This is a genomic window from Pigmentiphaga kullae (genome assembly GCF_004216695.1).
GTDB lineage: Bacteria > Pseudomonadota > Gammaproteobacteria > Burkholderiales > Burkholderiaceae_B > Pigmentiphaga > Pigmentiphaga kullae.
Window position 1 is genome coordinate 888412 of the sequence record NZ_SGXC01000003.1, and the last position, 20075, is coordinate 908486.

The 20075-nt window shown below is 66.2% G+C and carries 19 protein-coding genes; 11 read left to right on the forward strand and 8 right to left on the reverse strand.

Translation table 11 applies throughout. The features are described 5' to 3' along the window. Window positions 1–125 precede the first annotated feature (125 nt). The 5 genes from EV675_RS27015 to EV675_RS27035 all read left to right on the forward strand — a co-directional run bounded on the left by EV675_RS27015 (window position 126) and on the right by EV675_RS27035 (window position 5445). Window positions 126–1703, forward strand: a complete 1578-nt coding sequence (locus tag EV675_RS27015) for a rhodanese-like domain-containing protein (RefSeq protein ID WP_130361717.1) — start codon at window positions 126–128, stop codon at window positions 1701–1703. Window positions 1704–1720: 17 nt separating this feature from the next. After that, complete coding sequence (locus EV675_RS27020; protein WP_130361718.1) at window positions 1721–2725, forward strand: Bug family tripartite tricarboxylate transporter substrate binding protein; 1005 nt, start codon at window positions 1721–1723, stop codon at window positions 2723–2725. Window positions 2726–2780: 55 nt separating this feature from the next. After that, window positions 2781–3239, forward strand: coding sequence for a tripartite tricarboxylate transporter TctB family protein (locus EV675_RS27025; protein ID WP_130361719.1), 459 nt, complete (start codon window positions 2781–2783; stop codon window positions 3237–3239). A 10-nt stretch (window positions 3240–3249) separates the two neighbouring features. Next, window positions 3250–4761 carry a tripartite tricarboxylate transporter permease gene (locus EV675_RS27030; protein ID WP_130361720.1) on the forward strand — a complete coding sequence of 504 codons (1512 nt, stop codon included), beginning with the start codon at window positions 3250–3252 and terminating at the stop codon, window positions 4759–4761. A gap of 90 nt (window positions 4762–4851) precedes the next feature. Continuing rightward, the gene (locus EV675_RS27035) at window positions 4852–5445 is read left to right on the forward strand and encodes a DUF2889 domain-containing protein (protein WP_130361721.1); all 594 of its coding nucleotides are present in this window, start codon (window positions 4852–4854) and stop codon (window positions 5443–5445) included. Here the strand turns inward: EV675_RS27035 and EV675_RS27040 are convergent. The 3 genes from EV675_RS27040 to EV675_RS27050 form a co-directional block, all read right to left on the reverse strand. Continuing rightward, window positions 5435–8218 (reverse strand): M16 family metallopeptidase, encoded by a 2784-nt coding sequence (locus EV675_RS27040; RefSeq protein WP_130361722.1) that lies wholly within the window; start codon window positions 8216–8218, stop codon window positions 5435–5437. The two genes, EV675_RS27035 and EV675_RS27040, sit on opposite strands and share 11 nt — an antisense overlap. A 76-nt stretch (window positions 8219–8294) precedes the next feature. Then, entirely contained in the window at window positions 8295–9467 is a 1173-nt protein-coding gene (locus EV675_RS27045) for a vWA domain-containing protein (protein ID WP_130361723.1), read from the reverse strand. Between the two features lie 117 nt (window positions 9468–9584). Then, window positions 9585–10448 carry an AAA family ATPase gene (locus tag EV675_RS27050; protein ID WP_130361724.1) on the reverse strand — a complete coding sequence of 288 codons (864 nt, stop codon included), beginning with the start codon at window positions 10446–10448 and terminating at the stop codon, window positions 9585–9587. A 289-nt stretch (window positions 10449–10737) separates the two neighbouring features. On the opposite strand from EV675_RS27050, the gene EV675_RS27055 reads away from it, so the two are divergent. Further along, window positions 10738–11097: a c-type cytochrome gene (locus EV675_RS27055; RefSeq protein ID WP_130361725.1), complete on the forward strand. Its 360-nt coding sequence runs from the start codon at window positions 10738–10740 to the stop codon at window positions 11095–11097. 11 nt (window positions 11098–11108) lie between these two features. Continuing rightward, on the forward strand, window positions 11109–11477 hold the full coding sequence (locus EV675_RS27060) for a c-type cytochrome (RefSeq protein ID WP_130361726.1): 369 nt from the start codon (window positions 11109–11111) through the stop codon (window positions 11475–11477). A 227-nt stretch (window positions 11478–11704) separates the two neighbouring features. On the opposite strand, the gene EV675_RS27065 is transcribed toward EV675_RS27060, so the two are convergent. Continuing rightward, window positions 11705–12124 carry a DUF1841 family protein gene (locus EV675_RS27065; RefSeq protein WP_130361965.1) on the reverse strand — a complete coding sequence of 140 codons (420 nt, stop codon included), beginning with the start codon at window positions 12122–12124 and terminating at the stop codon, window positions 11705–11707. A gap of 136 nt (window positions 12125–12260) precedes the next feature. On the opposite strand from EV675_RS27065, the gene icd reads away from it, so the two are divergent. Then, entirely contained in the window at window positions 12261–13520 is a 1260-nt protein-coding gene (icd, locus tag EV675_RS27070) for an NADP-dependent isocitrate dehydrogenase (protein WP_130361727.1), read from the forward strand. 45 nt (window positions 13521–13565) lie between these two features. Here icd and EV675_RS27075 read toward each other — a convergent pair whose 3' ends face one another. The 4 genes from EV675_RS27075 to EV675_RS27090 all read right to left on the reverse strand — a co-directional run bounded on the left by EV675_RS27075 (window position 13566) and on the right by EV675_RS27090 (window position 17204). Next, on the reverse strand, window positions 13566–14702 hold the full coding sequence (locus tag EV675_RS27075) for a PepSY-associated TM helix domain-containing protein (RefSeq protein WP_130361728.1): 1137 nt from the start codon (window positions 14700–14702) through the stop codon (window positions 13566–13568). 60 nt (window positions 14703–14762) lie between these two features. Then, a complete protein-coding gene (locus tag EV675_RS27080; RefSeq protein ID WP_130361729.1) occupies window positions 14763–14972 on the reverse strand; it encodes a hypothetical protein in 210 nt (69 codons plus the stop codon). Window positions 14973–15147: 175 nt separating this feature from the next. Next, on the reverse strand, window positions 15148–16128 hold the full coding sequence (locus EV675_RS27085) for a Bug family tripartite tricarboxylate transporter substrate binding protein (protein ID WP_130361730.1): 981 nt from the start codon (window positions 16126–16128) through the stop codon (window positions 15148–15150). A 101-nt stretch (window positions 16129–16229) separates the two neighbouring features. After that, window positions 16230–17204 carry a Bug family tripartite tricarboxylate transporter substrate binding protein gene (locus tag EV675_RS27090; RefSeq protein ID WP_130361731.1) on the reverse strand — a complete coding sequence of 325 codons (975 nt, stop codon included), beginning with the start codon at window positions 17202–17204 and terminating at the stop codon, window positions 16230–16232. Window positions 17205–17490: 286 nt separating this feature from the next. On the opposite strand from EV675_RS27090, the gene EV675_RS27095 reads away from it, so the two are divergent. The 3 genes from EV675_RS27095 to EV675_RS27105 are packed head-to-tail and all read left to right on the forward strand — an operon-like array spanning window position 17491 to window position 20070. Continuing rightward, the gene (locus EV675_RS27095; RefSeq protein WP_130361732.1) at window positions 17491–18687 is read left to right on the forward strand and encodes an FAD-dependent oxidoreductase; all 1197 of its coding nucleotides are present in this window, start codon (window positions 17491–17493) and stop codon (window positions 18685–18687) included. Window positions 18688–18704: 17 nt separating this feature from the next. Continuing rightward, a complete protein-coding gene (locus EV675_RS27100) occupies window positions 18705–19319 on the forward strand; it encodes an isochorismatase family protein (protein ID WP_130361733.1) in 615 nt (204 codons plus the stop codon). A gap of 10 nt (window positions 19320–19329) precedes the next feature. Further along, window positions 19330–20070, forward strand: a complete 741-nt coding sequence (locus EV675_RS27105) for a maleate cis-trans isomerase family protein (protein WP_130361734.1) — start codon at window positions 19330–19332, stop codon at window positions 20068–20070. The last annotated feature ends 5 nt before the right edge of the window (window positions 20071–20075 follow it).

Genomic DNA, 20075 nt, shown 5'->3' on the forward strand with positions numbered 1-20075 from the left:
TGCTGGGAGGTTCCGCTACATAGACTGTGGATCGGCCAATGAAATTATAAGTTTCCACGATAGTTTTATCGATGTCACTCCAGGCCGGAAGCGATGGCGACCGGCTTCATCCACAGATACCTCCCATGAGCAAAACCATCACCGCAGGGCAAGCGAAACAATGGCTGGACGAAGGCGGCGAGATCGCCTTCCTGGACGTGCGAGAGCATGGGCAGTACGGCGAAGAGCATCCCTTCTTCGTCGTGTCTGTCCCCTACAGCAGGCTGGAGCTGGACGCCGAGCGCCTGGTGCCGCGCAAGCGCGTGTCCGTCGTGCTGCTGGACGAGGGCGATGGCGTGGCCGAACGCGCGGCCGCGCGGCTCGAAGCGCTGGGCTACGGCCAGGTGCACGTGCTGCGGGGCGGCGTGGCAGCCTGGAAGGCGGAGGGCTACGGGATGTTCCAGGGCGTGCACCTGCCGTCCAAGACCTTCGGCGAACTGGTCGAGCATGCGTATCACACGCCCCGTCTCCAGGCGCAGGAACTGGCCGCCATGCAGGCACGGGGGGAGGCGGTGGTGGTCCTGGACGGCCGCCCGGTGGACGAGTTCCGCAAGATGAACATCCCGGGCGCGGTCTGCTGCCCCAACGGCGAGCTGGCGCTGCGCATCCACGCGCTGGTGCCGGACGACGCCACGCCCGTGGTGGTCAATTGCGCCGGCCGCACTCGCAGCATCATCGGCGCGCAGACCTTGATCAACATCGGCATCCCGAATCCCGTCTACGCGCTGGAGAACGGCACGCAGGGCTGGTACCTGAACGACCTGGCGCTGGAGCACGGCAACGACCGGCGCTATCCGCAGGTGGACGCGGCGGCGCCGGCCTTGCAGGCGCGACGCGACAAGGCACGCGAACTTGCCGGCCGGCACGGCGTCGGCGACGTCGACGCGGCGACGCTGGCCGGCTGGATGCGCCAGGAGGACCGCACCACCTTCCTGCTGGACGTGCGCACGGGCGAGGAGTTCGCCGCCGGCACGCTGCCCGGCGCGCAGCACGCGCCGGGCGGACAGCTCCTGCAGGGCACGGACCTGTACGTGGGAGTCAAGGGCGCCCGCCTGGTGGTGGCGGACGACGACGGCATCCGCGCCCGGGTGGTGGCGAGCTGGCTGGCCCAGATGGGGCGTGAGATCCACGTGCTGCCCGCGGAGGAATGGGCCCGGGCGCGCGCGGAGCTGCCGGCGCCGGTGCCGGCCACCGCCGTGCCCGGCCTGCCGGTGATCGAGCCCGCGGAACTGGCCGGCCTGATGGCCGCGGGCGCGGTGCAGATCCTGGACGTCCGCGCCAGCATGGCTTATCGCCAGGCGCACATCGCGGGCGCGCGCTGGGCCATCCGGCCGCGCATGGCGGGCCAGGCGCAGGCGGGCGGGCTGGTGTTCGTGGCGACCAGCGCCGAATTGGCCGCGCTGGCCGCGAGCGAGCTGCCGGACGAGATCCGCGCCGGCGCGCGCGTGCTGGTCGCGCCCGTCGCGCGGTGGCGGGAGGCGGGGCTGGCCATCGAGGCCACGCCCGATACGCCGGCCGATGCGGACTGCATCGATTTTCTGTTTTTCGTCCACGACAGGCACGACGGCAACAAGGAGGCCGCCCGGCGCTATCTCGCCTGGGAAACGGGCCTGATCGGACAACTCGACGCAAGAGAGCGGGGCGCATATCGCATCTCGCCATGAAACCTGAGGAGGAAAGCATGAAGACCAAGAACACGAAGCGGGGTGACAGGGCGTCGACGTCCGGCCTGGTTCTGGCCGCCGCGTTGGCCGCGGCCTGGGCGGGCCCCGGGCAGGCGGCCGATGCGGGCGCGTTCCCGGCCAAGACGGTCCGGATGGTGGTGCCGGTATCGGCCGGCGGCAGCACCGACAAGATCGCCCGCCTGCTGGCGGAAAAATTGAATGCCAAGTGGGGCCAGGCCGTGGTGGTGGAGAACGTCACCGGGGCCGGCGGTTCGATCGGGGCGGCGCAGGTGGCCAAGGCGGCGCCCGATGGCTATACCCTGCTGCTGCACAGCGACGCCGTGGTGCTGAACACCGCGCTGCTCAAGAAGCCGCCCTATACGCTCAAGGATTTTTCCGGCGTGGTGCGCGCCATCGCCAATCCGCAGATCCTGGTGGTCCGGCCCACGCTGGGCGTCAAGACCTTCCAGCAATACCTGGCGCTGGCGAAGAAGTCTCCGGGCCAGGTGACGGTGGGCCTGCCGACCAGCGGCGGCATCGCCCACATCGCGCACGAGATGATCCAGGCGCAGACCGGCATCGACGTCAACTACATTCCCTATCCCGGGGGCGGTCCGGCCGCGGTCGACGTCATGGGCGGGCACATCGACGCCACCATGATCACCATGGCAGCCGTCACCGAGTTCATCAAGGCCGGACGTCTCGTGCCGCTGGCCGTCACGACCTCCTACCGTTCCGCCGCGCTGCCCGACGTGCCCACCGTGGCGGAATCCGGCGTGCCCGGCTTCGACGTCGAGTCCTGGCAGGGCATCCTGGCGCCGGCCAGGACGCCTGCGGCCGTGGTCGAGAAGATCAACCGCGACGTGATGGAGATCCTGCGCCAGCCCGACATCAAGGCACAGGTCGAGAGCATGGGATACGGCGTCGCGGGCGGCACGCCGGCCGAGTTCGACAAGTCGCTGCGCCAGGACCTGGAGCGCTATTCCAAGGTCATCAAGGACGCGCGCATCACCCTGCAGTAACCGGGGCGCGGGCCATCGTGCCCGCGGCACCGACCGACAAGACCAAGAGGGGACCATGTATCCGCGTAGTGAAAAAAGGCTGGCCACGGGCCTGCTGTATCTATTGCTCGGGGCCGGTACGGCGCTGCTCGCCTCGGGCTATCCCATGGGCACGCCCGCGCGCATCGGGCCCGGCTATTTCCCGTTCTGGCTGGGGCTCCTGCTTGCGGCTCTGGGCCTGTCCATCACCGTGCGGGCGTACGCGGCGCGGGCGCCGCGGGAAAAGCTGGAGCGCTGGGACTTCAAGTCGCTGTCCTGGATGACCGGGTCGGTGGTGCTGTTCGGCGTCATGCTCAAGCCCCTGGGACTGGTGCTGGCGATCGCCACGCTGGTCGTCGTCGCCAGTCGCGCCAGCCATGAATTCACGTGGCGCGGCGCGCTGGCCAACGCGGCCGTGATGGTGGCGCTGATCGTCGGCGCGTTCGTCTACGGGCTGGGGTTGCCGTTCAGCCTGTGGCCCGCTTTCCTGGACTGAGGAGCGCTGAATGGAATTGCTGGACCATCTGGCGCTGGGCTTCGCCACCGCGCTTTCATGGCAGAACCTCGCCTATGCCTTCACGGGCTGCCTGCTGGGCACCCTGATCGGCGTCCTGCCGGGCCTGGGGCCGGTGCCGACCATCGCGATGCTGCTGCCCATCACCTACGCGCTGCCGCCCACGTCGGCGCTCATCATGCTCGCCAGCATCTACTACGGCGCGCAATACGGCGGGTCGACCACCGCGATCCTGGTGAAGCTGCCGGGCGAGTCGTCGTCGGCCGTCACGCTGATAGACGGCCACGCCATGGCCACGCAGGGCAGGGCGGGACCGGCCCTCGCCACCGCCGCCATCGCGTCCTTCTTCGCCGGCTGCGTCGGCGTGCTGCTGCTGGCCGCGTTCGCCGCGCCGCTGGCCGAGATGGCGTTCAAGTTCGGGCCGGCGGAGTATTTCTCGCTCATGCTGCTGGGGTTGGTCGGCGCGGTGGCGCTGTCTTCCGAGTCGCTGGACGTGTCGCTGGGCATGATCGCCATCGGCATCATCCTCGGTCTGGTCGGGACCGACGTGAACAGCGGCACGGTGCGGCTGGCCTTCGAGATTCCACAGCTGATGGAAGGCATCGAGTTCACCTGCCTGGCCATGGGCCTGTTCGGCGTGGCCGAGATCGTGGCGAACCTGGAGATGCAGAAGACCACCGGGACGACGGCCGTGGCGCCCATCGCCAGCCTGATGCCCACCCGGGAGGATGTCCGGCGGATGGCGCCTTCCATCGTCCGGGGCACCGCGCTTGGGTCGGCGCTCGGCATCCTGCCGGGCGCGGGCGTGACCATCTCCGCCTTCTCGGCCTACACGCTGGAGAAGAAGCTGTCGGCGCGGTCGGCGCAAATGGGGCATGGCGCCATCGAAGGCGTCGCCGCGCCCGAGGCCGCCAACAACGCCGCCGCGCAGACCAACTTCATCCCGCTGCTGACGCTGGGCGTTCCCGGCAGCGCCGTCATGGCGCTGATGCTGGGCGCGATGACCATCCACAACATCCAGCCGGGGCCGCAGGTCATGACCAGCCACCCCGCGCTGTTCTGGGGACTGATCGCCTCGATGTGGATCGGCAACCTGATCCTGGTGGTCCTGAACCTGCCGCTGATCGGGCTGTGGGTGCGCCTGCTCAAGGTGCCGTACCGCCTGCTGTATCCGGCCATCCTGGTGTTCTGCTGCGTTGGCGTCTATTCGATCCAGAACTCGGTGGCGGACGTGTTCCTGATCGCCGGCTTCGGCGTGGCCGGCTACCTGTTCGGCAAGCTGTCGATCTCGCCGGTACCGCTGCTGCTGGGCTTCGTGCTGGGGCCGATGATGGAAACGAGCTTCCGGCGCACGCTCATGGTGGCGCGCGGCGATTTCTCGGTGTTCGTCACGCGGCCCATCTCGCTGGGGCTGCTGATCGCCACGGCGCTGCTGATCGTGCTGGCGCTTGCGCCGGCCATCCGGCGCAAGCGGGCCGTGGTGCTGGCCGAGGCGCAAGCCTAGCGTTGCTGGCATGGAGGCGGGGCCCGCCGATTCGATCGCGCGGGCCGGTGCCTCTACAATGGCTGGGCGCCAGCCAGGAAGCCTGCCATCATGCCTCTACCGGAACCCTCCGCCCGCCGCTCCGTCCATCACCGCGTCATCGACATGCAGACCTACGCCCGCGAAGACGGTCTGTACGACGTGGAAGCCCGGCTGGTCGACCGCAAGCCCTTTCCCTTCCAACTCATGAGTTCGGACGACCCGCTGCCCGCGGGAGAAGCGCTCCACGACCTGTGGATACGCCTGACGGTGGACGACGCGTATGTGATCCGGGACATCGTGGCGGCGTCGGATTCGACGCCCTGGCCGCTATGCAAGGAAGCCACGGACACGCTGCGCGTGCTGGTCGGCGAGCGCATCGCCCGGGGCTGGACGGCCATGGTCAAGGACCGGTTGCGAGGCGCGGCCAGCTGTACCCACTTGATGGAAATGCTGGTGCCGATGGCCACCACGGCCTTGCAGGGCATACGCGGATTGCAGCGCGACACGCCCCTGCTGATGGGCGAGGAGCGGGCGCGGGAGAAGATCGATTCCTGTTTCGCCTACGGCCGCGATCGGGAAGTGGTGAAAATGCTGTGGCCGCGGCATGCGGCCGGGAGGCCCGACGGCGACGGGCCTCCCGAGGGTACGCGGACTACGGTTTGAACGTCCCCGCCACCGCGGTGCTGAAGTCTTCGGGCTTGAAGTACTTGCGCAGCGCCGCGTTGACCTGTTCGGCGGTCAGCGCTTTGAGCTTGCGGTCGGATTCGGCCGCGAAGGCGAAGGTGCGGTCCAGGTCCAGGTAGTCCGACCAGGCTCCCACCAGCCGCCGGTCCTGCGCGCGGGCCAGGTGGCGCAGGTTCATCAGCGAATCGATGCCGTCCTTGACCTCCGCCGCGGTGAAGCCCTCGCGCAGCACGCGCTCGGATTCCTCCTTGATGGCCGTCTCCAGCCGCGCCCGGTTGCTGGGCGCGTAGATGGCGTACAGCGTCCACTGGCCCGAGGGCTCGTAGGACGAGGCCGACAGCTGGCTGCGCACGTTGTACGACAGGCCTTCGCGTTCGCGCACCCGCATCCACAGCCGCGAGGTCTCGGAACTGCCCAGCAGGTAGTTCGCCAGCATGGCCGCCGGATAGTCCGCATCGGTGTCCTGCAGCTTGATCGGCAGGGTCGACAGGTAGAAGGCGTTGGCCTTGTCGGGCAGCGAGACGTCGAAACGCTTGGCCGGCACCGCATGGTACGGGTCGTCCACGCGGGTATAGGTCGGCGCCTGCTTCCAGCCTTGCAGGCCCTTGCTCAGGGACTGCTCGACCGCGGCGGGGTCGAAGTCGCCCACGGCGGCCAGCCGTACGCGGCCCGCGCCGTAGAAGCGGTCATGGAACTGCACCAGCGCGTCGCGCGTCAGCGCCTTGTAGGCGGCTTCCTGTTCGTCGAAGCTCGGGGTGTAGCGCAGGTCGTCGGCCGGCCACGGATTGTCGTGCCGAGCCAGGGTCTGCTGCGCGACCGCCGTGGGCTCCTGGCGGGCGCTTTGCACCGAGGCCAGGCCGCGGCGGCGGTATTCGTCCAGCTGGTCCTCGGGGAAGCTGGCGTTGCGCAGCACGTCCAGCACCAGTTCCAGCGTGGCGGGCAGGTTGTCGCGGGTGGTCGAGATGTCGACCACCGCGCTGGTGCCGCTGCCGCCGAAGCCGACGTCCGCCCGCAGGGCATCGAAGCGGTCCTCGATCTGCTGGCGCGTCATCGTGGCGGTGCCGTTGTCGAGCAGGGCGCCCACGGCGCGCGAGACCTCGCGCTGGCCGCGCAGCGTCTCGGCATCGCCGAACTGCACCACCAGGCGGGCGTTGACCAGGTGGCCGCGGGTCGACTTGGGCAGCAGCGCCAGCTTGACCGGCCCGTTGGGCAGATCCAGCGTCTTGCGCTGGGTGCGAGCGTCGATGTTGGCCGGCGTGGCGTCGAAGGCCTCGGCCTGCACGAAGTCGGTGTCGCCCTTGTAGCCCTTCAACTCGGCCTGCAGGTCCAGGGGCTGCGGCGCGGGCGCGCGCTGGGGGCCGTCGGTCGGGATGTAGGTGCCCAGCGTGCGGTTCGATTGCAGCAGGTAGCTTTCCGCCACGCGCTGCACGTCGGCCAGCTTCAGGTCGCGGACGCGGTCGCGGGTCACGAAGAACAGGCGCCAGTCGCCCTGGGCAATGCTTTCGGACAGCGACACGCCCACCTTCTGCGGATCGCTGTAGGCCATGTCCCAGTCCTTGAGCCAGCGGGTGCGCGCGCGCTCCAGCTCTTCGCTGGTGATCGGCTGCGCCTTGATGGACTCGATGGTCTCCAGCATCTTGTCGCGCGCGGCATCCAGACTGGCGCCGGGCTGCAGCTGGGCGCCCATCATGATCATGCCCGGATCGTACATGCCGAAGGTGAAGCCGAAGGTGGAGGCGGCCAGCTTGGTTTCCACCAGCGACTTGTACAACCGGCCCGAGGGCGCGTCGCCCAGGATGCTGGCCAGCATTTCCATGGCAGCGGAATCGGCCGCGCCGCCCTGCGGCGTGTGGTACATGGCGGCGACCATGGGCGAACCGCCGGCGCGGCGCAGCGTGACGCTACGCTCGCCGTCCTGGACCGGTTCCTCGGTGTACAGGCGCGGCAGGGTGCGCTTGGGCTTGGGAATCTTGCCGAAGGTGCGGGCGATGACCGCCAGCGTCTTGGCCTCGTCGAACTGGCCCGAGACGATCAGCACGGCGTTGTCCGGCTGGTAGTAAGTGCGGTAGAAGGCCTGCAGGCGGCCGATGTCGACGTTCTCGACGTCCGAGCGCGCGCCTATGGTGGTCTTGCCGTAGTTGTGCCACTGGTAGGCCGTGGCCATCATCTTGCTCATCAGCACGCGGAACGGGTTGTTCTCGCCGCTTTCCATCTCGTTGCGCACCACGGTCATTTCCGAGTCCAGGTCCTTGCGCGCGATCAGCGAGTTGACCATGGCGTCGGCCTGCCAGCCCAGGTACCAGTCCAGGTTGGCCTCGTTGGCGGCGAAGCTGGCGAAATAGTTCGTGCGGTCGGTCCAGGTGCTGCCGTTGGCCTGCAGGCCGCGGCGCGAGAACTCGGCCAGCGCGTTGCGCATCGTGGGCGTGCCCTTGAACAGCATGTGTTCCAGCAGGTGCGCCATGCCGGTCTCGCCGTAGTTCTCCTGGCGGGAGCCCACGAGATAGGTCATGTTGACGGTGGTGGTCGGCTTGGACTGGTCGGGCGCAAGCAGGATGCGCAAGCCGTTGTTCAGCCGGTATTCGTTGATGCCTTCGACCGAGGTGAGCTTCTGCACGCCGGCAGGGACGGCTACCTGCGTCTGGGCCTGGGCGGCATGGGTGGCCGGCGGCAGCAGGGTGGCCGCGGACAGGGCCACGCAGGCGAAGGCCCGGCCCAGGAGACCGGAGCGGTTGGCGGTGAGCGATGATGGCATGGGCGGACTCGAACCGTTCAGGAAGTGGATTGGAGTGCCGGGCCGCGACAACGTTCCCGCCGCGCGGCCCGGGGTATTACTTGGACAGCAGCCGCATGGCCTGTTCCAGGCCGTTCAGCGTGACCGGATACATGCGGCCCTGCATCAGTTTCCGGATGATGTCGGTGGATTGGCGGTAGGGCCACAGGCCCTCCGGCTCGGGATTGAGCCAGGCGAAACGGGGAAAGGCCGCGGCCATGCGCTGCAGCCAGACCGCGCCGGCCTCGGTGTTGTGGTATTCCACCGAACCGCCCGGCTGCAGGATCTCGTAGGGGCTCATGGTGGCGTCGCCGACGAAGATCAGGCGCCAGTCCGGGTTGTACTTGCGCAGCACGTCCCAGGTGTGGGCGCGCTCGGCGTGGCGGCGGCGATTGCTTTGCCAGACCCAGTCGTACAGGCAGTTGTGGAAATAATAGACTTCCAGGTGCTTGAACTCGCTGCGCGCGGCCGAGAACAATTCCTCGATCCGCTGGATGTGGCTGTCCATCGTGCCGCCCACGTCCAGCATCATCAGCACCTTCACCGTGTTGTGCCGCTCGGGCACCATGCGGATGTCCAGGTGCCCCGCGTTGCGCGCGGTGCTGCGTATCGTGTCGTCCAGGTCCAGTTCCAGGTCGGCGCCTTCGCGGGCGAAGCGGCGCAGCCGCCGCAGGGCCACCTTGATGTTGCGCGTGCCCAGCTCCACCTGGTCGTCGTAGTCGCGGAAGCTGCGCATGTCCCAGGCCTTGACCGCGCTGTGGTTGCCGGCGCTGTCCTGGCCGATGCGGATGCCCTCGGGGTGGTAGCCGCCGCTGCCGAAAGGCGAGGTGCCGCCCGTGCCTATCCACTTGCTGCCGCCCTCGTGGCGTTCCTTCTGTTCCTCCAGCCGCTGGCGGAACAGTTCCATCAGCTTGTCCCAGCCCAGTTTCTCGATCGCGGCCTTGTCCTCGGGCGACAGCTCGCGCATGAAGCGCCGCACCAGCCATTCGGCCGGGATCTCCTTGCCGGGCGGAAAGGCCGCCTCGATGCCCTTGTAGTAGCTGGCGAAAGCCCGGTCGTAGCGGTCGAACTGGCTCTCGTCCTTCACCAGCGTCATCCGGGCCAGCAGATAGAACTCGTCCACCGAAGGCGCGATCACCCGGCGCGACAGCGCCTCCAGCAGCGTCAGGTACTCGTTGATCGAGACCGGCAACTGGTGCTTGCGCAGGTGATAGAAGAAATCAATGAGCATGGTTGTATGTTTGACGCCAGGCCGGTGTCTTTCCATCCAGGGCACAGCGGATCCGGCTTTGCCGGTCCGCCAGTGCCGCCCCCTTGAGGGGGCGCGCGAAGCGCGTAGGGGGTGGGTTCATCTTCTGGCCATGAGGACGAGGCGTTCGAACAGGTGGACGTCTTGTTCGTTTTTCAGCAGCGCGCCGTGCAGCGGGGGTACGGCGGCTTCGCGGTCGTTGCTTTTCAGGGCTTCAGGCGGGATGTCTTCGGCCAGCAGGACCTTGAGCCAGTCCAGCAGCTCGGACGTGGACGGTTTCTTTTTCAGGCCCGGGGTTTCGCGCAGCTGGAAGAAGCTGTCCAGCGCCGCCGACAGCAGTTCCTTCTTCAGGCCGGGGTAGTGGACCCCGACGATGCGCTCCATGGTCTCCTTCTCGGGAAACCGGATGTAGTGGAAGAAGCAGCGCCGCAGGAAGGCGTCGGGCAGGTCCTTCTCGTTGTTGGAGGTGATGATGACCAGCGGCCGGTGCACGGCGCGCACGGTTTCCCGCGTCTCGTACACGTGGAATTCCATGCGGTCCAGCTCGCGCAGCAGGTCGTTGGGGAATTCGATGTCGGCCTTGTCGATCTCGTCGATCAGCAGCACCACCGGCTCGGGCGAGGCGAAGGCCTGCCACAGCACCCCGCGCACGATGTAGTTCGTGATGTCGCGCACCTTCTCGTCGCCCAACTGCGAATCGCGCAGGCGCGAGACCGCGTCGTACTCGTACAGTCCCTGGTGCGCCTTGGTGGTGGACTTGATGTGCCATTGCAGCAGCGGCCGCCCCAGCGCCCGGGCCACTTCCTCTGCCAGCATGGTCTTGCCGGTGCCGGGTTCGCCCTTGATCAGCAGTGGGCGCTCCAGCGTGAGCGCGGCATTGACGGCAAGCGTCAGGTCGTCGGTGGCGACGTAGGTGTCGGTGCCCTGGAAGCGGGCGGCGGACGGCGAGACGGACTGGGGCATGGTCGGGCTGGCGGTAGGGCCCCGCAGGGGCGAAGCACCCAGTATAAGAAAAGTCCGGACGGGCAGGGGGCGCCGGCGCCCGTCCATGCAAGCGGGCGGCGGGCGAAGGCGCTTCCTGATGTATCATTAGGGGTTAAATAAAGACGGAAACCGGACTTCAGTACAACAATACGGTTTCCCGATGGGATAAAACGGAGACGCTTCGTTGGCCTGTGGGGGCCGGGCGTTGCCGCTCAGTCGTTTCGCCGCCCGGTATCGGGATTTCTCTTGATTCTGATAGAGCGTTCTAATGAAGTTGAGCATAACGAAGCGGGCGCTGCCCGTATTGGCCGCCCTGGCCGCCTGTGCGGTCGTCGGCTCGGCCGCGGCCCAATCCGCCCCGCCGGCCACCGTCACGGGCAATGCCGATGCCGCCCGTGACAAGAATTCCATGTGCATAGGCTGCCATGGCATTCCGGGCTACAAGTCCAGCTTTCCCGAGGTCTATCACGTGCCGATGATTGCTGGGCAGAACGCCAAGTACATCGAGGCGGCGCTGAAGGAATACGCCAGCGGCGCCCGGACGCATCCTTCCATGGTTGGCATCGCCAAGAGCCTGTCCGAGCAGGACATCGCCGATCTGGCCGCCTATTACTCCAGCCTGAAGTGAGCCGTCCGACCATGAAGACCACCCTGCGCCTTTCCTTCCTCGTCGGCAGCGCCTTGCTCTCGCTGTCGGCCGCCCAGGCCGCCGGCGACATCGCCGCGGGCAAAGCGGTATTCGATCGCATCAACTGTGCGTCGTGCCACGGGGCCGATGCCAAGACCTCCATCGATCCCAGCTATCCCCAGCTGGCGGGCCAGCATCCCGACTACCTCGCGCATGCGCTCAAGGCCTATCGCCGCGGCCAGTCCAACGCCGCGCCGTCGGCCAACATCCGCAAGAATCCCATCATGGGCGCTTTCGCCGTCCAGTTGTCCGACAAGGACATCGAGGATGTGGCGGCCTACCTATCCAGCCTGCCGGGCAACCTGGCTGTACGGAAGTAGTAGGGTCCCCCCTACGCGCTGACGCGCGCCCAGAATAGTGGGGCCCCAGCCGCTATGCGGCAGCCCCCAAGGGGCCGGGACCCGCCTTGGGGCGGCCCGGCGCCGGCTCCCGAGGGGCGATGCGGGTGGACCGGCGGAGCCGGATCCACAGTATTCCAGGTCTGCGTAGGATCTCTCGGTGCGGAGCGCCGCGTTTTTGCGTTGGGTCGGGTTTTTCCGTTGGGGACTTACACCCGTTTTTTGATCAGGTCGATGTAGGCATCGGTATCGAGCGGCGTGCCCAGGCGCTGCGCTTCCCATACGACGCGGCCCAGGCATTCCATGATTTCGTGCGCGGCGTCGTGGGCGCCCTTGCGCTGGGCGAGCCGTTGGTAGGCGTCGCGGATGCCGGGGGGGTGGTCGATCGACAGCTGCTCGGCGATCGCCAGGTGCATGGACAGGTGCAGGAAGGGGTTGGTGCGGCCGGCCTCGACGCTGTAGTCGGCCTGGGCGGCCTCGGGGTTTTCGAGGTCGCCGTGGTATTCGGGGTGTTCCAGGATCCAGTCCAGCGCGGTCGCTTCCAGCGGCGTCAGGACTTCGCCGGCGCGATGCTTGCGCCAGGTCTCGGCGAAGAACTGGCGGACCTGGTCTCGGGTAGGGTTGAACATCATCCGGAGATTGTACCCGCCGCGCCGGGCTGTCCCGTCGCCGCCCGCGTGCGCCGCCGGGCCGAATACGGGATAATCCACCGAATGTGCCAGGGCCGCGACGCGGCTTGCTTCAACGATCGTTCGGAAACGTCGCATGTCTTCCTACAAGCATATCCAGGTGCCCGCCCAGGGCAGCCGCATCACCGTCAACGCCGATTTCTCCCTCAACGTGCCCGACCAGCCCGTCGTCGCATATATCGAGGGCGACGGTACCGGGCGCGACATCACGCCGGTGGCGCTCAAGGTGATCGACGCGGCCGTGGCCAAGGCCTATGGCGAGGCCCGCCGCATCCACTGGATGGAAATCTACGCCGGGCGCAAGGCGACCACGCTATATGGCGAAGGCGTCTGGCTGCCGGACGAGACCGTGGCGGCGTTGCGCGAGTTCGTCGTCGCGATCAAGGGCCCGCTGGGCACGCCGCCGGGGGGCGGCTTCCGGTCGCTGAACGTGATGATGCGGCAGGCGCTGGACCTGTACGTCTGCCTGCGGCCCATCCAGTACCTGCGCGGCGTGCCGTCGCCGCTCAAGCAGCCCGAGAAGACCAACATGGTCATCTTCCGCGAGAACTCCGAGGACATCTACGCCGGGATCGAATACGCCGCGGGTTCGCCCGAGGCGGTGGAACTGATCACGGTGCTGGAGGAAAAGCTCGGCGCCAAGCACCTGCGCTTCCCGGCCACCTCCGGCATCGGCATCAAGCCGGTATCGCGCGAGGGCACCGAGCGCCTGGTGCGCAAGGCCATCCAGTACGCCCTGGACCATGACCGCCGCTCGGTCACGCTGGTGCACAAGGGCAACATCATGAAGTACACCGAAGGCGCGTTCCGCGACTGGGGGTACGAGATCGCCCGCCGCGAATTCGCCGCCGAGACCATCGACGCGGGGCCGTTCTGCCGCATCCGCAATCCGCGCACCGGCCGGGACATCCTGATCAAGGACTGCCTGATCGACGCGTTCTCGCAGACCATGCTGCTGCGTCCTGTCGAGTTCGACGTGATCGCCACGCCCAACCTGAACGGCGATTATCTGTCGTCGGCGCTGGCCGCCCAGGTCGGAGGCGCCGGCATCGCCCCGGGCGCCAACATGAGCGATTCGGTGGCCGTGTTCGAGGCCACCCACGGTACGTCCGCCAAGTACGCCGGCAAGGATTACGTCAATCCAAGCTCCGAGATCCTGTCGGGTCGCATGATGCTGCAGCACATGGGCTGGCACGAGGCGGCCGACCTGATCCTGCCGGCCATGGAGCGCACCATCGAATCCAAGCGCGTGACCTACGATTTCGCGCGGCAGATGGAAGGCGCGACCCAGGTGTCGTGCTCGGGATTCGGGGAATCGGTCATCGCCAACATGTAGGCGACGAGCCCGCGACCATCGTGTCGCGCTCCGCGGGTGGGCGGATTACGCCGACACCGTGGCCTGCTTGCGCCGTGCCGTTGTGGCGGGTTGCCGTTTCCTGAGCCAGAGGTACAGGCCGCTGCCAAGCACGATGATGGTCGCGATGTCCAGCAGGGCCCAGATGATCTGCATGGGCAGTCCGCCGTAGTCGCCGAAGTGCAAGGGCTGCGAGACCAGGAGCGCCGTCAGGTACCAGGGCAGCCTGGGCGTCGCGGTGACCTCGGCGGTCTTGGCGTCGACCAGCACCGGCTGCAGCAGCTTGGAGGTGAGTGGTTCGTTGCCGGCCAGGAAGAAGGTGTTGTGGTGGGGGCTGGAGAACGCCGTGCCGGGGAAGGCGATGAACGACAGGCGGGTGCCGGGCGCGGCAGCCTTGGCGGCTTCCATGGACCGCTGCAGCGAGGCCCGCTCGGCTGCTGGCGTCAGGGGCTGGCCCTGGTAGGGCGCGAGCAGGGTGCTGAGCTGGTCGTATTGCCAATACTTGATCATCAGGTCGGCCCAGGTGTTTATCATGCCCGTGCCGCCGACGACGAAGGCCCAGACCAGAGTCACGATGCCCAGCAGATTGTGCAGGTCCAGCCATTTCACGCGCTTGGTGCGATGGCGGCGGATCTCGCCGAAGTCCAGCTTTTTCGTGAAGGGGCCGTACAGGACGGTGCCGCTGATAATGGCGATGAGCAGCAGCAGGCCCATGAAACCCAGGAACAGCTTGCCGGCCAGGCCAGCGAACAGGTCGACGTGCAGCTTGAGCATCACATACATGAAGCCTTCGTCGAAGCGCGGCTCGGCCAGGATCTCGCCGGTGCGCGCATCCACTGCCACGGAACGGAAGTCGTCGGTAGGGGCGGGCGTGGGGGTAAGTGTGACGAACCAGATGCGCTCGTCATCCTCGTCTTGCGAGGCGAACTGGATGACTCGTTCGGGGTAGCGCGCATGCGCGACTTCCAGGACGCGGTCCAGGCTGACCCGGGCGCCGTCGTTCTGCATGGCGGGCGCTTCGACCTCGGTGCCCAGCAGGTGGCCGATTTCGTGGTGGAAGATCAGCGGCAGCCCAGTCAGGCACAGCAGCAGCATGAACACCGTGCAGACCAGGCTGCTCCATTTGTGCAGCCAGGCCCAGGTCTTGAGCGAGCGGGTGGACATGCGGTCAGTCCTTCGTGGAGGTTATGGCGCCGCTGGCGTCGGCGAAGCGGGGCGGGACGTTCATGAGCGGTGGTGCGATCCATGGACGCGAGCCCGGACGGGATGGCGGCGCAATCCGAACCAGAGCATGACAGCGACTGGCGCGCCCAGGCCGACCCAGGACCAAGCGTCGCCCCAGGTATCGGACACGAGGGCGCTGAGCAGTCCGGTGATGGTGAGGATGCCAAGCGCGAGCGGCCAGGCCCAGATGCGGAGTGTCAGGGTCGACATCGGTCCTCCATGGAAACCGGAAAAAGAAGAATAATAATGATTTTTATTTAAAAAATAAACCGCGCAGATGGGGCGCAATTGCAATCCGGGCGGGGAGGCTTCGCCGGGATGGGGCGGGAGGGGCGAAGCGGGGTGGGAGGGCGGTGTGGGGATGGCCCTCCGGCCGGACGGGCGGTTACTTGTTCTTGTCGCGCTTGTCCAGCAGCGGATCGATCTTGTTCCGTTCCTCAGTGAGGAATCTGGCGAAGCTGGCCGCGCCGGGGTCCATGGCGCTGGCGCCGGCATCGATGAAGATCCTGTCCACCTTGGGATCGGCCAGCGCCTTGCCGACGGCTTGTTCGAGGCGGGCGATGACCGCGGGCGGGGTGCCCTTGGGCGCGAACAGGCCAAACCAGCCGTTGAAGTCGAAGTCGGGCAGGTTCAGCGCTTCGGCCACGGTCGGCACGTCGGGCAGTAGCGGCGATCGGGTCCTGGATGTGACAGCCAGCGCGCGCAGGCGGCCCTCCTTGAGGAACGGGGCCGCCACGGGGGTGTTGACGAATCCCATCTGCAGCGTGCCGCCCAGGAGGTCGGTCATGGCCTGGGCGTTGCCGCGATAGGGGGTGTGGGTGAATCGGGCGCCGGTCCGGGCCGACAGCATTTCGCCCGCGATGTGGCTGGAGGTGCCTTCGCCGGGCGAGCCGTACACGAACCGGTCCGGCGATTTCCTGGCTTCGGCCACCAGCTCGGGCAGCGATTTGACCGGCACCGATGCGTTGACCGTGATGACGTTGGTCATCTTGGCGACCCCCGAGATCGGAACCAGGTCGGTCGCGGGATTGAAGCCCAGGTCCGGGAAAAGGTGGGGGTTGGCCACGATGGGCAAGCCGTTGATGAGGATGGTGTAGCCGTCCGGCTTGGCGCGCACGACGTATTCGGTGCCGATGTTCGTGCCGGCTCCAGGCTTGTACTCGACGATGATGGGTTGTCCGAGTGTCGACGCCATGTGGTCGCCGATGGCGCGCGCAAAGACGTCCGAGGATCCCCCCGCTGCGCCGCCGATGATCATCCTGATCGGTCGGGTGGGGTAGGCATTCTCCGGTTGGGCCGCGTGGGCGCCGCCAGACATGGCGACCATGAGTGCGAAGCAGCAGGCCTTGAGTCGTGTATTACGCATGGTACGTATTCTCCTGGCGTTGTCCGCCGGTCCACCGTTGGATGCCCGGCGCGAGGCAGGTCACGGTTCCCTGCTCGAGCATCCTGTTTTCTCGGGGCGGTTTATTTGTTGGCGGATGCGCCTGATTGCTTCACCAATTCCGTCAGGCGCTCGGTGTCCGCGCGCAGTGTGCGCGCGAAGTCTGCGCTCGATCCGCCAACCACCTCGGCGCCCGCCTTCACGATCGTCTCGCGCGAGGAAGGATCTGCCAGTGCCTGGGCCGAAGCCTTGTGCAGCGTGGCGATGATGTCGTTGGGCGTGCCGGCCGGGGCCAGCAGGCCGAACCAGCCTGTGAGTTCATAGTCGATGCTCAGTGCCTCGGCCACCGTGGGTACATCGGGCAGCAGCGACGAACGGGTCGCGGACGTGACCGCCAGCGGTCTCAGCTTGCCGGATTTCACGAACGGCAAGGCCACGGGCAGGTTGACGAAGCCGACTTCCAGCAATCCTGCCAGGTGATCGTTCGTTGCCTGGGCGTTGCCTTGGTAGGCCACGTGCGTCAGCTTGGCGCCTGTCTTCATTTCGAGCAGTTGGCCGGACAGGCTGGCGGAGCTGCCGAAACCGGGCGAGCCGTAGTTGTACTTGCCGGGGTTCTTCTTTGCCAGTGCTATCAGTTCCTTCAGGCTGTGGACTGGTAGCTGGGGGTTGACCGTGATCACGTTGGACATGGCCGCGGCTTCGATGATCGGCGTCAGGTCTTTCAGCGGGTTATACGGCAGGTCCGGATACAACACCTGGCTGGTTGCCATCGAGATGCCATTGAGCAGCAGCGTGTAGCCGTCCGGTGCCGCCTTGGCCACGTAGTCGCTGCCGAGGTTGGTGCCGGCGCCGGCCTTGTATTCCACGATGAAGGGCTTGCCCATGGACTCTTGCAGCTTCATCGCAAGCAGCCGAGCAACGATGTCCGAAGTGCCTCCGGCCGCAGCCGGAACGATGATCCGGACCGGTTTGCTGGGGTAGGGCTGCGCGTTGGCCGTTGCGGGAAGGATCGCGGCGGCGGCCACGATGTGCAAAGAGGCTAGAAGAGGTCGAAGCATGGTGGTTCCTCGGTTGTGTTCGAGAGGGCGGCAACCGCCGCGTCGGCATCCTGAGGATGTCTTGTTTTGTACACAATCAAATCCTAATACTTATTTTGTCGATTGGTTCATTGTTCTGGTGAAAACCCTGATGAAATTCGTGGATTCACCATTTTGGCGTTTGTTTATGAGGCTTTGCGCTTCATTGGTGCATGGAGGGGGAAGTTATAAGAGGAACTGAAGGCTGGACTAGTGCTTTCCTTTGGATCATAATTTTTCCAAGATTGTGTACAAAGTGAGAAAAAGGATGTCCAAAGCTAGAGTGCTGGTGGCCGGGGCTGGCCCGGTGGGCCTGGTCAGTGCCATGGTGCTGGCCGATGCCGGGATCGAAGTCGAGTTGTTCGAGCGCAATGCCAGCGTGATGGAAGACCTGCGCGCCTCGACCTTTCATCCGCCCACCCTCGATATGCTCGATCGCTATGGCATTGCCGACCCCCTGGTCGAGGCCGGCCTGAAGGCGCGCTACACCCAGCAGCGTGATCGCCGCAAGGGATTGATCGCCGAGTTCGATCTGTCGCGGCTGACCGGCAGCACCAAGTACCCGTTCCGGTTGCAATGTGAGCAATGGAAGCTCAACGATGAACTGGTCAGGAAGCTGGCCAGCTATCCGAATGCCAGGGTGCGGTTCGGCTGCGCGGTCGAGTCGGTGCGGCAGGACGAAGGCGGCGTTACGGTGCAATTGCGCACGGCCGATGGCACCGAGACCGCCCGCGGCGACTTTCTCATCGGCGCGGACGGCGCCTGGAGCTCGGTGCGCAACAGCGTCGGTATCGATTTCGAGGGCTACACCTATCCCGAGCGTTTCCTGGTGGTGTCGACGCAGTTCCCGTTCGAGCAGCACTTCGAGAACTTGTCGCTGGTGAACTACATCTCGGATCCGGAGGAATGGTGCGTGCTGCTCAAGGTGCCATCGCTGTGGCGCGTGCTGTTTCCCACGCCCGAGCATGAGTCCGACGAGCAGGTCCTCTCGGATGCCGTCATCGAGCGACGCCTGCAAGGCCTGTTGCCCCAGCCGCAGCCCTACCAGATCGTCCACCGCACGCTGTACAAGGTGCACCAGCGCGTGGCCGCGCAGTTCCGCAAGGGACGGGTACTGCTGGCGGGAGATGCCGCGCACATCAACAATCCGCTGGGCGGCATGGGCATGAATGGCGGCGTGCACGACGCTTTCAACCTGACCGGCAAGCTGATCGAGGTCCTGGCCGGGCGCGCGCCCATCGAACTGCTCGATTTGTACGAGCGCCAGCGCCGCACCGTCGCGATCGAATACATCAACGCCAACACCGCGCGCAACAAGAAGATGATCGAAGAGCGCGACGAGACCGCGCGCACCCGTATTCACGACGAGCTGCGCGCGACCGCGACCGACCCGGCAGCGTCGCTGGACTATATCCGCAAGACCTCGATGTTCGACGCGCTGGAGCGCGCGGCGGAAATTGCATGACCCAAAGGGGGAATGACATGGATGAGCTGGATATCTACCAGCGTCAGGGCCTGGGGCACGAAAGCGGCGTGGGACGCCAGTGCGGGCTGGTGCTGGTCGATTTCATCAACGGTTTCGTCGATCCGGCGCTGCTCGGAGGCGCGCACGTTAGCGAGGCGGCGCAACGTACGCAGGGCCTGTTGCATGCCTTTCGTGAGCGCAACTGGCCAGTGGCGCATGCGCGGATGGTGTATGCGGAGGACGGCAGCGACCACAACGTCTTCTGCCGCAAGACGCCGAGCCTGACCCGGTTCACCGAAACAGCCGATTGTTCGCAGATCGTCCCAGGGCTCGCGCCAATCTCCGGCGAATACATCGTGCGCAAGCAAGGCGCCTCGGCTTTTTTCGCGACAGGCCTGGCCGACTGGCTGCGCGGCAAGGGCGTCGATACCGCCGTGGTGGTTGGCTGCACCACCAGCGGCTGCGTGCGCGCCACGGCGCTCGATGCCATGCAGCACAACTTCCTGACCGTGGTGGTGGCCGATTGCGTGGGCGACCGCGCGGTGGGCCCGCACCGGGCCAGCCTGTTCGACATGGGACAGAAGTATGCGGACGTTATGGATCGCGACGAGCTGATTTCACTTTTTTCTTGAGGAGCAAGCCATGGATCACCTGGGTTATCGGATGAAGTTCGGCGTGATTGGGCCGTCGACCAATACCATCGTGCAACCGGATTTCGACGACATGCGTCCGGTGGGCGTCACCAACCACTACAGCCGCATCGAGATTCCCGACTTCAAGGTCGACAGCGACGAAAGCTTCGTGCACATGATGGAGTCGATCTCGGGCAACACCATGCAAGCGGCCAGTGTGCTCAAGACCTGCGAGATGCAATATCTGATCATGGGCATGTCGGCGGTGATGTTCTGGGGAGGCAAGAAAGGAGCGCAGGCGTATCTGGATAAGATGCGTGAACACGTGGGGGTGGAGGTGAGCTGCGGTTCGTTCGCGTTGGAGGCAGCGTTGAATGCCTACGGCGCGCGCAGGATTGCCTTTCTTTCTCCCTACTACCCCGTGGCGAACGCGGAGGCGCGGCAGTTTTTCGAGGATTGCGGCTTCACGGTCGTGCGCGACATCTGCCTGCGCCGTCCGAGCCCGGTCCAGATCGCGCATACCACCGATCAGATGTGCCGCGACGCGATCAACGAGCTCAATGGCGATGACGTCGACGCCATCGTGCAGCTCGGCACCAACCTGTCCATGGTCCGGCTGGCCGCCGCTGCCGAGCTCTTTCTGGACAAGCCCATCATCGCGATCAATACCGCCACGTACTGGCACGCGCTGCGCCAGTGCGGCATCCAGGACAAGGTCCAGGGCCTGGGACGTTTGTTGTCGCATTACTGAGCAAG

What these genes read in the sequence shown, in the direction of transcription:
- EV675_RS27015 (WP_130361717.1), top strand. Translation starts at nt 126, where the DNA reads ATGAGCAAAACCATCACCGCAGGGCAAGCGAAACAATGGCTGGACGAA.
- EV675_RS27020 (WP_130361718.1), top strand. Translation starts at nt 1,721, where the DNA reads ATGAAGACCAAGAACACGAAGCGGGGTGACAGGGCGTCGACGTCCGGC.
- EV675_RS27025 (WP_130361719.1), top strand. Translation starts at nt 2,781, where the DNA reads ATGTATCCGCGTAGTGAAAAAAGGCTGGCCACGGGCCTGCTGTATCTA.
- EV675_RS27030 (WP_130361720.1), top strand. Translation starts at nt 3,250, where the DNA reads ATGGAATTGCTGGACCATCTGGCGCTGGGCTTCGCCACCGCGCTTTCA.
- EV675_RS27035 (WP_130361721.1), top strand. Translation starts at nt 4,852, where the DNA reads ATGCCTCTACCGGAACCCTCCGCCCGCCGCTCCGTCCATCACCGCGTC.
- EV675_RS27040 (WP_130361722.1), bottom strand. Translation starts at nt 8,218, where the DNA reads ATGCCATCATCGCTCACCGCCAACCGCTCCGGTCTCCTGGGCCGGGCC.
- EV675_RS27045 (WP_130361723.1), bottom strand. Translation starts at nt 9,467, where the DNA reads ATGCTCATTGATTTCTTCTATCACCTGCGCAAGCACCAGTTGCCGGTC.
- EV675_RS27050 (WP_130361724.1), bottom strand. Translation starts at nt 10,448, where the DNA reads ATGCCCCAGTCCGTCTCGCCGTCCGCCGCCCGCTTCCAGGGCACCGAC.
- EV675_RS27055 (WP_130361725.1), top strand. Translation starts at nt 10,738, where the DNA reads ATGAAGTTGAGCATAACGAAGCGGGCGCTGCCCGTATTGGCCGCCCTG.
- EV675_RS27060 (WP_130361726.1), top strand. Translation starts at nt 11,109, where the DNA reads ATGAAGACCACCCTGCGCCTTTCCTTCCTCGTCGGCAGCGCCTTGCTC.
- EV675_RS27065 (WP_130361965.1), bottom strand. Translation starts at nt 12,124, where the DNA reads ATGTTCAACCCTACCCGAGACCAGGTCCGCCAGTTCTTCGCCGAGACC.
- icd (WP_130361727.1), top strand. Translation starts at nt 12,261, where the DNA reads ATGTCTTCCTACAAGCATATCCAGGTGCCCGCCCAGGGCAGCCGCATC.
- EV675_RS27075 (WP_130361728.1), bottom strand. Translation starts at nt 14,702, where the DNA reads ATGTCCACCCGCTCGCTCAAGACCTGGGCCTGGCTGCACAAATGGAGC.
- EV675_RS27080 (WP_130361729.1), bottom strand. Translation starts at nt 14,972, where the DNA reads ATGTCGACCCTGACACTCCGCATCTGGGCCTGGCCGCTCGCGCTTGGC.
- EV675_RS27085 (WP_130361730.1), bottom strand. Translation starts at nt 16,128, where the DNA reads ATGCGTAATACACGACTCAAGGCCTGCTGCTTCGCACTCATGGTCGCC.
- EV675_RS27090 (WP_130361731.1), bottom strand. Translation starts at nt 17,204, where the DNA reads ATGCTTCGACCTCTTCTAGCCTCTTTGCACATCGTGGCCGCCGCCGCG.
- EV675_RS27095 (WP_130361732.1), top strand. Translation starts at nt 17,491, where the DNA reads ATGTCCAAAGCTAGAGTGCTGGTGGCCGGGGCTGGCCCGGTGGGCCTG.
- EV675_RS27100 (WP_130361733.1), top strand. Translation starts at nt 18,705, where the DNA reads ATGGATGAGCTGGATATCTACCAGCGTCAGGGCCTGGGGCACGAAAGC.
- EV675_RS27105 (WP_130361734.1), top strand. Translation starts at nt 19,330, where the DNA reads ATGGATCACCTGGGTTATCGGATGAAGTTCGGCGTGATTGGGCCGTCG.